Source organism: Escherichia sp. MOD1-EC6300 (assembly GCF_002965045.1).
Lineage (GTDB): Bacteria > Pseudomonadota > Gammaproteobacteria > Enterobacterales > Enterobacteriaceae > Escherichia > Escherichia coli_F.
Genome location: NZ_PTRH01000008.1, coordinates 1 through 12,818, shown reverse-complemented (window position 1 = coordinate 12,818; position 12,818 = coordinate 1). Strand labels below are relative to the sequence as shown.

The 12,818-nt window shown below is 48.9% G+C and carries 13 protein-coding genes; 4 read left to right on the top strand and 9 right to left on the bottom strand.

All coding sequences use genetic code 11. The features are described 5' to 3' along the window. Positions 1-21: 21 nt before the first annotated feature. Together BGE37_RS13560 and BGE37_RS13555 are read right to left on the bottom strand one after the other, a co-directional pair. Positions 22-1,383, bottom strand: a complete 1,362-nt coding sequence (locus BGE37_RS13560) for an MFS transporter (protein ID WP_000410144.1) — start codon at positions 1,381-1,383, stop codon at positions 22-24. 214 nt (positions 1,384-1,597) lie between these two features. After that, a complete protein-coding gene (locus BGE37_RS13555; protein ID WP_000091572.1) occupies positions 1,598-2,512 on the bottom strand; it encodes a GntR family transcriptional regulator in 915 nt (304 codons plus the stop codon). 138 nt (positions 2,513-2,650) lie between these two features. Here BGE37_RS13555 and lgoD point away from each other — a divergent pair, with 138 nt between their 5' ends. Further along, entirely contained in the window at positions 2,651-3,676 is a 1,026-nt protein-coding gene (gene lgoD / locus BGE37_RS13550; RefSeq protein ID WP_000106034.1) for an L-galactonate oxidoreductase, read from the top strand. A 134-nt stretch (positions 3,677-3,810) separates the two neighbouring features. Here the strand turns inward: lgoD and opgB are convergent, their stop codons facing one another. The 6 genes from opgB to BGE37_RS13520 all read right to left on the bottom strand — a co-directional run bounded on the left by opgB (position 3,811) and on the right by BGE37_RS13520 (position 9,520). Beyond that, the gene (opgB, locus tag BGE37_RS13545) at positions 3,811-6,102 is read right to left on the bottom strand and encodes a phosphatidylglycerol--membrane-oligosaccharide glycerophosphotransferase (protein ID WP_001292659.1); all 2,292 of its coding nucleotides are present in this window, start codon (positions 6,100-6,102) and stop codon (positions 3,811-3,813) included. Between the two features lie 253 nt (positions 6,103-6,355). Next, positions 6,356-6,850: a DUF2501 domain-containing protein YjjA gene (yjjA, locus tag BGE37_RS13540; RefSeq protein ID WP_001361358.1), complete on the bottom strand. Its 495-nt coding sequence runs from the start codon at positions 6,848-6,850 to the stop codon at positions 6,356-6,358. Between the two features lie 48 nt (positions 6,851-6,898). Next, positions 6,899-7,636, bottom strand: coding sequence for a DNA replication protein DnaC (gene dnaC / locus BGE37_RS13535; protein WP_000799911.1), 738 nt, complete (start codon positions 7,634-7,636; stop codon positions 6,899-6,901). A gap of 2 nt (positions 7,637-7,638) precedes the next feature. After that, complete coding sequence (dnaT, locus tag BGE37_RS13530; RefSeq protein WP_000098814.1) at positions 7,639-8,178, bottom strand: primosomal protein DnaT; 540 nt, start codon at positions 8,176-8,178, stop codon at positions 7,639-7,641. Between the two features lie 107 nt (positions 8,179-8,285). Further along, on the bottom strand, positions 8,286-8,759 hold the full coding sequence (locus BGE37_RS13525) for a threonine/serine exporter (protein ID WP_000538188.1): 474 nt from the start codon (positions 8,757-8,759) through the stop codon (positions 8,286-8,288). After that, positions 8,750-9,520 carry a threonine/serine ThrE exporter family protein gene (locus BGE37_RS13520; RefSeq protein WP_032185838.1) on the bottom strand — a complete coding sequence of 257 codons (771 nt, stop codon included), beginning with the start codon at positions 9,518-9,520 and terminating at the stop codon, positions 8,750-8,752. The genes BGE37_RS13525 and BGE37_RS13520 overlap by 10 nt, the downstream gene beginning before the upstream one ends. 619 nt (positions 9,521-10,139) lie before the next feature. Here BGE37_RS13520 and BGE37_RS13515 point away from each other — a divergent pair. Together BGE37_RS13515 and bglJ are read left to right on the top strand one after the other, a co-directional pair. Continuing rightward, complete coding sequence (locus BGE37_RS13515; protein ID WP_000936635.1) at positions 10,140-10,865, top strand: helix-turn-helix domain-containing protein; 726 nt, start codon at positions 10,140-10,142, stop codon at positions 10,863-10,865. Further along, complete coding sequence (gene bglJ, locus BGE37_RS13510; RefSeq protein WP_032185839.1) at positions 10,823-11,500, top strand: DNA-binding transcriptional activator BglJ; 678 nt, start codon at positions 10,823-10,825, stop codon at positions 11,498-11,500. The genes BGE37_RS13515 and bglJ overlap by 43 nt, the downstream gene beginning before the upstream one ends. Before the next feature lie 38 nt (positions 11,501-11,538). Here bglJ and fhuF read toward each other — a convergent pair whose 3' ends face one another. Further along, positions 11,539-12,327, bottom strand: a complete 789-nt coding sequence (fhuF, locus tag BGE37_RS13505; RefSeq protein ID WP_032185840.1) for a siderophore-iron reductase FhuF — start codon at positions 12,325-12,327, stop codon at positions 11,539-11,541. Between the two features lie 140 nt (positions 12,328-12,467). Between fhuF and BGE37_RS13500 the strand changes: the two genes are divergently transcribed. Continuing rightward, a complete protein-coding gene (locus BGE37_RS13500; RefSeq protein WP_123057334.1) occupies positions 12,468-12,704 on the top strand; it encodes a DUF1435 domain-containing protein in 237 nt (78 codons plus the stop codon). The last annotated feature ends 114 nt before the right edge of the window (positions 12,705-12,818 follow it).

Genomic DNA, 12,818 nt, shown 5'->3' with positions numbered 1-12,818 from the left:
ATGTTATCGGGCATAGGGAAATTAATCTTTACGTGGGTCGTTGATCGGCTGACGAACCAGGAAGATGTATGCCAGTGCACCCGCCGCGGTGACGCAACCGCAGATGATTAGCGCCAGACGGAATGAGTGGGTGGTATCGACAATAAAACCAGTAATGATCGGCGCGAAAGAAGCGCAGATGAAGCTGGCAAAGTTCTGGATACTGCCCACCGATGCAGTCATGCGAGAAGCGACAGCGACGTGGATCAATCCCCAGCAGGATGTTCCGGCAAAGTGAATGCAGAACAGTGCCATGCCAATCAGCAGAACCGCTGTCATGGATGTTGTCGCTTGCGGTACGACCAGCGTAAAGGCGGCAGAACAGAACATCCCGGCAATAATGCAGATCTTACGGCTTTTAATCGGAGCCATTCCCCCTTTGACCAGCCAGTCGGTAACGTAACCGTTGACCAGCATCCCGGCAGCCCCAAACAGGAAAGGGATAGCCGCCATCAATCCTGTGCTTTTTAAATCCAGGTTATAGGCTGTTTGCAGGTAACCAGGAAGCCAGGCCAGATACAGCCACGCAGTGTAGTTGATGCCACTGAATCCGAGCATCATTCCCCACATTGTGCGGTTACGGAACAGGCTGCGCCATTCGGCAAAACTGAGCGGATCACGGCGGGCATTGACGCTACCTGCATTGAGATAAGCTTGTTCAACGGCAGTCAGTTCTACGTGCTCGCGGTTGCGATAGAGCATATACCAGCCAATGGCGAGAAAAATCCCCAGTACACCAATGGTAATAAACATCCCGCGCCAGCCCATCACCAGCATCATCGCCGCCAGAATCGGTGGGCTTACGGCAACGCCAATGGTAGAAGCTGCGTTGAAGAAGCCCATCGGGCGTCCGCGCTCTTTGATGTTGAACCAGTCGTTAATGACTTTTACACCGCATGGGTTCATCGGCGCTTCACCAATTCCCATACCGATACGCACCAACACGAACTGCGTAAAGCTGTGCACCATGCCAGACATTGCCTGGAACAGTGACCAGAAGAACATCCCCAGTCCCAGCATCAGGCGCGGGCCTTTACGATCCAATAGTGGGCCGCAAGGAAGTTGCGCAATCCCGTAAGCGAGTGAAAACACGGAGAGCAAAGCGCCGATTTCGGTGGCACTTAATCCCAATTCTTCACGAATCGTTAAATTTGCTACCGACAGTGAACTGCGGTCGAGATAATTGATTACCGCCGCAAAAAATAATAACAACATGGCGGTGGTTTGAATGCGTTTAATTCGGGTACTGCGTTGAACTAATCCATCTGGTGGCACGGGAATATCTGCCGACGAAGATGGAGTAAATGAAGAACGCGGATCGAGGGTGATATTTTCTTTTTCCACGCCGGACTCCTGTATTTATAATTTTAATTGTTTACGTAATTGTGCATTACGCAAGGTTGACATTAACGGCAGGTGAAAGTTTTAGGACTTTACTACCGCTCACAAAAACATTTTTAGTCGACTGATTGTGAGCATAGGTAAGCGGGAATTTTCCGGTATTTATCTTTTGATAAAACCGTGCACCCGCTAATAGTTTGCTGTTTTTAATCCGTACTTAATGAGCATAACGCGTGTTCTCATTAATGGATCGAATCATTGATTGTTTAGCTGAATTCAAATGGTTACGGAGCGCAAGGGTGGCATCCAGGTCACTGCGGCAAATCAGAGCGCTGAGAATGGTCATATGCTCATCGACGGCAATGATATTGCGCTGTTTAAGATCGCTTTCGTCCCATTGATAGTGAAAATGAAAGATGACTGAGATGATCTCAAGCGATTGATCAAAAAAGATATTATCGGCAGCTGAAAGCAGTAAGGAGTGAAAATCTCTGTCAAGTTGCGAGAACATGCGAAAGCTATTGCCGATGTTGTCACGCAGTAGTCGATGACGTTCGAGCATGGTTTTCGCCTGCAGCCAGCGGGGATCATGATCAGGCAGGTTGAGAAAGTGCTGAAGTGAATGAGTTTCGAGCATTTCGCGTAGCTCAAACAGCTGCTCGGCGTAGGATTGATCGAATTGCTTCATGCTCCACTGGCCGCGCTTTTCGCTCTGAATAAGATTATAACGACCGAATTTTAAAAGATATTCTCTTACTACAACCGGGCTGACACCCGCGGCCCGAGCCAGTTGCAGTTCAGAAAAAGTTTCTCCTGGGCGTAACTGGCGCTGGTTTATCATCGTAAAAAAAGCCTGCTCAAACACTTTGTTTTGTTCACTCATTGAAGCGGTAGTACAGGCGAAACCGTCATCATGGTCAGGTTTACGCGCAATAACATAGTCGTTTCCAACCTGCGTCAAGACGCCGCATTCGCGTAAGTGGCTGAGAATATGACGCACTGTGGTGCGGCTGATGTTGTACATTTCTGCCAGCGCACTTTGCGATGGAAGTGGCGAAGGGATATGACCTCGTGCCATATCATCAATGACCTGGTTAATCACATTGTGGCGTAAATTTTGTGAGCGACTCATATTTTCCTCCTTGTGAGTCCATTAAAACCCGATTTAAAACATTTTTATGCGTGTGTTTTCACAAAACAGATTTTCCGTTCCGCTGCCATTTTTCATTTTCATTGATATCTAAGGCAACAAAAAATGGAGAGCCGAATCATGTCTACGATGAATGTTTTAATTTGCCAGCAGCCGAAAGAATTAGTCTGGAAACAACGCGAGATACCTATTCCGGGTGACAATGAAGCATTAATAAAAATTAAGTCTGTCGGGATTTGCGGTACCGATATTCATGCCTGGGGTGGAAATCAACCATTTTTTAGTTATCCACGCGTTTTAGGCCATGAAATATGTGGGGAGATTGTTGGGCTGGGTAAAAATATTGCTGATCTTAAAAATGGTCAGCAAGTTGCTGTGATCCCTTATGTTGCCTGTCAGCAATGCCCGGCATGTAAAAGCGGTCGCACCAATTGCTGTGAAAAAATTTCAGTTATTGGTGTGCATCAGGATGGTGGTTTTAGTGAGTATTTGAGCGTGCCGGTGGCGAACATTTTGCCCGCAGACGGTATTGACCCGCAGGCGGCAGCATTGATTGAACCTTTCGCTATTAGCGCTCATGCGGTGCGTCGTGCGGCTATTGCTCCCGGCGAGCAGGTGCTGGTGGTCGGGGCGGGGCCAATTGGTCTGGGCGCGGCGGCAATCGCTAAAGCTGATGGCGCACAGGTGGTGGTGGCGGATACCAGTCCGGCACGCCGAGAACATGTGGCAACGCGTCTGGAGTTGCCCGTGCTGGACCCGTCAGCCGAAGATTTTGACGCGCAGCTGCGGGCGCAGTTTGGTGGTTCGCTGGCGCAGAAAGTGATCGACGCGACAGGTAATCAACATGCAATGAATAACACCGTGAATCTGATTCGTCACGGCGGCACGGTGGTGTTTGTCGGTCTGTTTAAAGGTGAGTTGCAGTTCTCCGATCCGGAATTCCATAAAAAAGAAACGACGATGATGGGCAGCCGCAACGCCACGCCGGAAGATTTCGCTAAAGTCGGTCGACTGATGGCGGAAGGAAAAATCACTGCCGACATGATGTTAACCCATCGCTATCCGTTCGCCACGCTGGCAGAAACCTATGAGCGCGATGTGATTAACAACCGTGAGTTGATTAAGGGTGTAATTACTTTCTTATAAGGCGAGATTATTAAAGTTGCCATGCAGCGTCCGGGGAAGTGTTGGGCGCTGTTTTTTTTGTTTCTTAATAATGTGTTGTGAGCCGGAGAAGGTGTGTAGGTCGCACCTTATGCGACCTACAAATCAGTCAGGAATTACCCTTCACGTTCCACCACTTTAATTTCCACCATGCCGATACCAAGCTTACGCGGCGAGTGTCCGAGGATATTCCCTTCGTTGGTTGAGACGGGTTCAGGTGGCACAATCACCAGCGTGTCAGCATCGGTTGGGTTATCGAAATGCAGCGTAGTGGTGGTTACTTCATTGCCCAGCACAAGGGTTTGTTCTTCATTGCCTACGCGTACCGGAATAGGGCGGCTGGCATTATTGCCGTATGCTTTGGCGGTAATCACCAGGTCAAATTTCTTCGGCAGCGGATGCTTGTACTCGATTTTTACTTCGTCGCCCAACTGTGCGTTGGACCAGCGGCCCCACGACTCCGGACGAGAAATCCCGCTAAACTGTTTCACCTCTTCTGGCGCACCGGCGACGTTAAAGATGAAACTGTCGGCTTTGTAGCGAATATCGTTATCAACAATCTTCAGCGTATCGACATTGCCTTTGTAACGCGCCATGTCGATGACCGTATCTTTAAATGCCGTTTTGCCCTTCCATGTTGTTTTATCAACATGCTGGACAATTTGCTGACCGCCAAGCTGCCCTTGCGAGACACACCAGTCGGTGGAAAGTGCCAGTTCCGGAGCCCAGAGTTGTGCCATCTTATAGCAACGGTCAACCCAGACGAAATTGTCGCGTGGAGCAAAATCGGCCAACTGGAAACGCAGCGGTGCTGAGTATTCACTTTCCGGCAGCGGTTCCACGCGTTTGTCTGAAACCCGCAACAGCAGCGGCAAACGGAAATGGCTACCTGAGAAGGCAATCATGTTTTTCTGCTGGTCGATGGTGAACTCTTTCATCTCTTTAGGGAATTTCCACAGGCGGATGATATCCGGCTTCCACGCCAACGTTTTCTCTTTGATATTGAGGAAGATTTCCGACATTGACTGCCCGGATAAACTGCTACGACCAAGTCCGAGATAGTTATCGCCACCGAGAATGTCCAGCACCGTCGCGCCGTTATCCATCGTATTACGCTTCACCGCCAGCGTTTCTTGCTGCGGCTTGTCGCCACGAATGACGAAAAACAGATTATTGCGATCTTGCTTATTGAGGTATTTCCACGCCGTGTTGTTCATCGCTAAATGGTCAGATGAGACGACGATAACGGTATCTTTAAACCACGGTGACGCTTTGATTTTGTTGATAAACGCCGCGATATTCTCCTGGCTGCAACTTACCGCACTGAATGACTGATTCGGCTTACCGTCAAAATCATATTTTTTGCGGTTACAGGTACGCGAGATAAAACCATCCGGGTGATGGGTATCGACTGTCAGGGTAAACAGTGAGAATCGCTGGCCAGAGCGGGAAAGCTCTTCAAACTTTTTCCACGCTTCATCGAGAACGGTATCGTCGTAGAATCCCCAGTCGTTGCGATAGTGTGGGTCTGCCACCACGCTTTTCAGCTCTTCTGAGCCATATAAATGGTCGAAGCCGTGCGACTTCAGGAACACATCTTTACCGGCAAAACGCAGATTCGCGCCCTGCACGAAATAGTTCTGATAACCCGAGTTCTTCAGGATATCGCCCAGGCAGATGTTCTGTGGGAAGAAGCTGGAAACAGAAGCGGAGGCGTTGCCTTCAAAGGGAGCAAACAGCGGAATGCCGCACTGAGAAGCCACCATGCCTGCAATCGTGTAATCCGTTCCCGGCAGCTGCTGCGTATGGCTGAAATCCAGGCCTTCATTTTTCAACGCGCCCAGTTCAGGCGTGAGATCCGGGAAAGCTTCGTTATCAAAATAGGTCCGCTCGAGGCTTTCGCCGTAGATATAAACCAGGTTGAGTTTCGGGTCAGGGATAGTTTTCGACGGCTCTTTATAATAAGCCGCGAAGTCCGGGTCGCCGTCGCGTGACTGGGATTTCACCAGTTCCGTTATCTGACGAAATGCCGGGCTGGCATCCACTGAACCCAGCGCCAGTAAGAGTGCCAGCAGGCTGTAACCAAAATGGTGCGGATGATGACGACGACGGCGCAGGATCCAGCCCAGAGCACCGAACACCGCCGTCAGCCCCAGCACAATGCCGATACCCGGCAGAATGTATTTGCTGACACCAGCACCGGTCAGGCTGTTGGTTAAGGTATAGAGAACCGCGTCGTTAATACCATCACCAGTAAAATAGTCGCTGGCAAACAGGGTGATATTTAAAACGACAAATAGCCCCAGCACCGTTAACGTGGCTGCAAACCACCAGGTGTTACGTCCCGCTTTCCATGCGTAAATCAGCACAGAGGCGAGAAAAAGGGCGAAAGAGAGTAGTTCTGACAACGGGCGATCCTCACTAAACCGGGCCGTTTAGCCAACGTTTAAGCTTTTTGAGAAGCACAATGTAATGGCGTCGCCATATTGCTGCAATTCTAGTGTCAAAAAAATGCGATGTTGTTAGGAATTAGTTTATAAACAGACTTTTTTGATTACGGTCGCTTCCCGTGTAACAGGGGGAAAACCGTCCAGGAGCAGGGAAAAGGGCAGGAGAGAGCCGCGTCAGCCGGGTAACAGCTAAAACGCGGCGTTTCGCGGATCAGGAAATGAAGTTTAGCCCCTGCTTTAACACCAGATCACAGGCCTTGGTTTTCACCTTTTCTGCCAGCGGAGTCGTTCCGATGTTATCCAGATTGAGTTGCTGACCATCTTTGGTTTTCAGCAAACCCTGAATGCCATCCAGATAGTTGGTGTCTTCTTTTTGCTCTTCACTGTTCAGGCCCAGCTTTTCCAGCACCTGGTTCTTGATGTTTTCGGCATCGGTTACCGAAGCCAACTTCTGCTTCGCGCAGTATTGCAGTATGCCTGCGGCATTGTTCATGTTATCTGCGCTTAAGGCCTGGTTCCCGCTGCTAAGCAAGCTAGTTAATGAAGCGAGTGACCAACCGCCTTCTTGTGTCGTGCTGTTTTGGTTGCCAAGTTCGCTGGCGGCGCTGGAGAGCGCATCTTTCCAGGACGCAGCATGCACCCCGGTGGAAATTAATGCGCTGGCAGCAATGGCACAGCACAGAAGATGTTTAACAGTTTTCATCATCATTACTCAAGGTGGAATTGTGTCGCAGTATACCGCCAGAAATTGGGATTAATACTCTTTACCCGTTACCCGGCTACGGTAGCTATCCCAGTTGAAGATCACCCACAAACTGTTGCCCAGGCGCATACGGTCCATCACGCGTTCGCCCAGCAACTTGGTCATCTCTTCCATATTACTGTTGGTCAGCATCCCGGTTGGGCGTTTGGAAGAAGAGCGGCGATCGACGATCTGGTTGATGATCACTTTTTCGTATTTCGATTCGGTCTGCACACCGATCTCATCGATCACCAGCAGATCAACGTTGCTCAGATCGTTAAGCAGTTGTTCTTCGCTGGTACCGCTATTCCTGAAGGTATCTTTCATCGCCGACATAATATCGGCCACGGTGATGATCAATACGGATTTACCGCGTAGCAGTAGCTCGTTGCAGATTGCCGCCGCCAGATGGTTTTTGCCGGTTCCTGGCTTGCCAGAAAAGATGAAGCTGGCGATGTTGCCGTCAAACTCTTCGACATACTGGCGTGCTTTGCTTAACGCATTCATCTGCCCTTCACACTCAACGCGATAGTTCTCAAAGGAGCAGTTCTGATGCAGTGGACGAATACCGGAGCGGTTAAAGGTGCGCTGCATTTTCATCGCCCGGTTTTCACGTTCGAGAGCGGCGGAGCGGATTGCCCCTTGTTCTTTCTGCCAGGCCAGTAGTTCTTCACCCGTTTTAAACGCAGGTTTGATATGGGCAGGCATCATTTTTTGCAGGCGTTGCATCAGGTCGCCAACGTTTTTCATCGTTACCCTCTGAATCCTGGTGGAATTTGGCTGTCAGGTTCGCTGACCGTATTCACATCTCGTTTCGGCAGTCCGCCGTTGCTGGCACGGCCGATTTGCAGGCTGCGCGCCAGTTTTTGTTGCCACTGTACATGGTGAAAGACTTTACCTTCCGCCTGCCAGTAGGCAATGAATGAGGCCAGTTCTTCGGTGGTCACCGGCTCTTTTAGCGCCACGCCCCATAGCGCCGCCAGGCGGATAAAGTCGGCATCGGGTTGCCAGTCCGGATACATGGCGAATTTCCCCATGGGTACAGCAACGGGAGCGGCTTGCGGTTCCTGATAGAGTTGATCGTCCAGAGCGACATCGCTTCCTGGACGCGCCAGCTTTTCTTCCAGCGCCAGCAGTTCAGCCAGGCGCGCAGGCGTGACGGCATAAAACGCCGGGGCATTGTTAGCAAATACGGCAACCACACCGCCTTCAGCTTTTGCCAGAACGGTTTGGTGATCGTGTACCAGGGCGTCAATACCAACGACGTCCGGGGTCAAAACTCTGGAAGACATACTGTTTCTCAAATATGGAACGATGAACGAGAAGGGAGATAACTTTTATAGTAACACACGGAGGAGAGGAGGCTGTCTCTCATCCGCGTGCTTTAAGTGAGGCAATTTTATACGCGAGGGCGTTTGCGGTACAACCATAATCCAGGAATGGAAAGGCCGATGGATAATGCACCAACAATCGATGAAGCTGTAAGAAAGTTGGTTAACAGGGTAATCATCAACGGTTCGCTGTAACCTAGCTGGCTGATTTTTACCGCCGAAATCATTGCAGTATAAGCAGAGATGCCCGGAAACATGGGGATAACAGCCGCCACGGTAAACACTTTCGGATGTGCCAGATACCAGCGCGACCATTGAATACCAATGGTGCCGACCAGCATAGAGGCCATAAAGGTTGACCATTCAATATTCAGCCCGCTGGTCATTAAGATCATTCGGGAACCATGACCTATCGCACCAAGCAGCGCACACCAGCGTAACGCCCGAACGGGAACGTTGAACACCATCGCAAAGCCGACCGCTGGAATGGCGGCGAGGATCATATCCTGCGCCAACGCTAACAGAAATTCGATCACACCCATCCGCGTAGCCCCCAAATTGTCAGTGCCATCACCACGCCGACGCAGGTAGCCAGTGTCAGCAGACTGGCGATCGCCCAGCGTGCCAGTCCGGTATTGATGTGGCCTTTAAACATATCGGCGACGGCATTAATCAACGGAAAGCCCGGCACCAGCAAGAGAACGCTGGCGGCCATCGCAATGGTGGGGGTATTACTGAAAGTGGGAAGTTGCAAAAGCAAACCGGAAATGGTGGTGGCGGCGAAAGCGGTGAGGCAAAAGTTGATCTGTGGATGAAGATGACGTTGTGCCAGCAGCTGGCGGATATACATCGCGGCCGTACTGGCAAAGAAGGTGATGACGGCACCGTCCCAGCCACCGTTATTGAGTTTACAGAAACAGGCGCAAGAAAGGCCGACCATCAAGGCTACCAGCCATCGCGGGTAACGTAATGGCCGAATTTGGCTAAATCTTTTCTCTACGCCTTTGTAATCCAGCAGATGATGCTCCGTCAGAATCACAATGTGCTGGACTTCAGTCACCACATGCATATTAATGCCGCGATCGTGATTTTTACGTGTCGATGTCAGGCATTGCCCATCTTTAATGGTTGTCAGCACGATGGCGTTCGAAGAGATAGAACTTTCGACGCTGTCCATTCCCAACGCCCGACCCAGTCGTGAGGAAAGTTCATCGACCAACGCGCTTTCCGCACCATGTTGCAAAAGAAATAATCCGCACTGGATACAAAGCCGTGTCACGGCTCGCTGTTGCTCAGTTTGCATAACTCGCCCTTTGTCATAGACGCGCTGCGTATTGTTCAAATTATGAGAATCCATTTGTATCATGAAGCGCGGTTGTTTTGCGGCAGGTTAAGATCAAAATTGCGCTGATTAATCCTGGTTATCGGGAGAGGTTCGGTGGTAAAAAGCGAATAATCTCAAGCTGTAAACAAATTATAACGTGAATATTATCGGTATAATGAATGTATGGTCTGGTTTTTACGAATCGGGATTATCGATAACTGAGTGCTTTTTTAGGGTTTAAAAAAGATAAAACTATCAGATTTTATTGAATAAATATTGATTGTGTGATTTTTTATTTTGCGAGAAGAAATATTTTTTAATTATAAATTAAATGAATGAGGATTCTGTTTTTCATTAAGTATTTCTAACAACTTAATGTAGATATTTTAAATGTCTCCAGGCTATTTCACCAGGTTATCATTTGATGCTAACCTTCTGACACATGCAGTGGAGTTATTGTGCAGCAGGAGTATGCTGATATGAAAGTGAATGCAAAGGATAATTTATTCGCTTAATCTATTAATTTGCTGGGAACATTTAAGGAATGAATATCCTGAATAAACCATCATGATTTTTAGACAGTGGATGTGGAGGAAATATGTTGCCAGGATGCTGCAAAAATGGAATTGTTATCAGTAAAATACCTGTTATGCAAGCAGGGTTAAAAGAGGTCATGAGGACTCACTTCCCTGAATATGAAATAATATCCAGCGCCTCTGCGGAGGACCTTACCTTATTACAATTACGTCGTTCCGGATTAGTTATTGCAGATTTAGCCGGTGAAAGTGAAGATCCTCGTTCTGTTTGTGAGCATTATTATTCTTTAATCTCACAATATCGGGAAATTCACTGGGTTTTCATGGTGTCACGCTCCTGGTATTCCCAGGCGGTAGAACTGCTCATGTGCCCTACGGCGACATTATTGTCTGATGTTGAACCCATTGAGAATCTGGTCAAGACCGTGCGTTCTGGCAATACGCACGCAGAGCGTATCAGTGCCATGCTGACCTCTCCGGCAATGACTGAAACGCATGATTTTAGCTATCGCTCCGTTATTCTCACTCTTTCAGAGCGTAAAGTACTGCGGCTATTAGGTAAAGGATGGGGCATCAACCAGATAGCTTCATTGCTTAAGAAAAGTAATAAAACTATCAGCGCCCAAAAAAACAGTGCGATGCGTCGACTGGCAATTCACAGCAACGCTGAAATGTATGCATGGATAAATAGCGCGCAGGGTGCAAGAGAACTTAACTTGCCTTCTGTTTATGGAGATGCCGCAGAATGGAACACAGCCGAATTAAGAAGAGAAATGTCGCACTCATAGAAAAATGCGTCATGAGCAGTATCGGTATTGAGAGTTTATTCAGAAAATTTGCGGGTAACCCTTATAAGCTCTATACCTATACCAGTCAGGAGTCATTTCAGGATGCCATGTCGCGGATCTCATTTGCGGCAGTCATTTTTTCTTTTTCTGCCATGAGAAATGAGCGCAGAGAGGGATTATCTAGCCTGACTGACCTGGCGATTAAGTTTCCGCGTACCCGCCGTTTAGTTATTGCGGATGATGATATTGAAGCTCGGCTGATTGGTTCATTGTCGCCATCACCGCTGGACGGTGTATTAAGTAAAGCGTCGACGCTGGAGATTTTTCATCAAGAACTCTTTTTGTCATTAAATGGTGTGCGTCAGGCGACCGACCGATTGAACAATCAGTGGTATATTAACCAAAGCCGGACGCTAAGCCCGACGGAGAGAGAAATATTGCGCTTTATGTCGCGTGGCTACTCAATGACACAAATTGCCGAGCAGCTTAAACGCAATATCAAAACGATCCGCGCGCATAAATTTAATGTAATGTCGAAACTGGGCGTCAGTTCTGATGCAGGGTTGTTGGAGGCCGCAGACATTCTGTTATGTATGCGTCATTGCGAAGCAAGTAACGTGTTGCACCCCTATTAATACGCTTAATGCCGGGTTTACTTCCCCGGCAAATTTTTCTATTTCAGCGTACAGTCACCACATTGCTGCACATCCGGTAAGCGATAACGCTGGCAGCAAGTGCGGCGCACCAGCAGGCCGTCGCGCAGCACCACGGTACGCCAGAGTGGATTATCTTCACCGGTAGTGAGCGTTTTCTCAAAAAAGAGGGCATGGCGCAGCGATTCAACTGTCGCCTCGCCGAGCAGCTGCTTCATCTCAGTGAGGTACCAGTTGATCAAATAACCGGTATTACTCCAGATAAGTTTACCGTTAATTTCTCCAGTCGCTTCTAATGCTTGCACAACCGGAACAAGCGCCTTGCTAATTAACGTTTCCATTCGCTGCTGCGGTGAATGTGGTGTTGCGTTTTTATCTTCATACACATCGACCCAGAAACAGGCGGCGCGTCCGGTTTCGTGAAACTCAACGTGGAAATGTTCCGGCGTCACATCTAATGCTTTTTCCTGCGTTAACAGGGCCAGCATTAATGGCGGCACCATCAGGCCGATGTACCATTGCGCCCACAGGGAGATCAGCGGCTTATTCTCGCGGATCATCGTTGGTTGATTGCGGTAGATATGATCGGAATAAACAGCTAACAGAGAACTTAACGCATTCGGTGATGACCATTGCGCCAGCGTCATGGCGTTAAGCGGGGCGGGTTCATCCAGACGGATAAACTCGAGCAAATGTTCACGATGTTCGGCGATCGTCGCACGTACTGCTTGTGCAAGCCCAGCATCCTGCGGCTGGAGATGCGTTCGCCAGATAACATCTTCATAGAGCGGTGCGGAACGATAGGCCATAATCGGGATAGTAATCTAAATGATAATGATTGCTAATCCTAGCGATAGGCTTACCCGATAGCAAGGGATTTCTCTGGCTTGCAAATGATAAAAATTATCATATGATATTGGTTATCATTATCAATGAAAGAGATGAAACCATGTTGCAACGTATGCTGGGCAGTGGTTGGGGAGTGTTGCTGCCGGGATTGCTGATTGCAGGGCTGATGTATGCGGATTTATCGCCGGATCAGTGGCGGATTGTCATTCTGATGGGATTAGTATTGACGCCGGTAATGCTGTATCACAAACAGTTACGGCATTACATTTTGCTACCATCGTGCCTGGCGCTTATTGCTGGTGTCATGCTGATGATAATGAACTGGAATCAGGGATGAAAAAACAAGGAAGAAACAAGAAAGGAAGTAAAGATAATTGGTGCGAGGGGGGGGACTTGAACCCCCACGTCCGTAAGGACACTAACACCTGAAGCTAGCGCGTCTACCAATTCC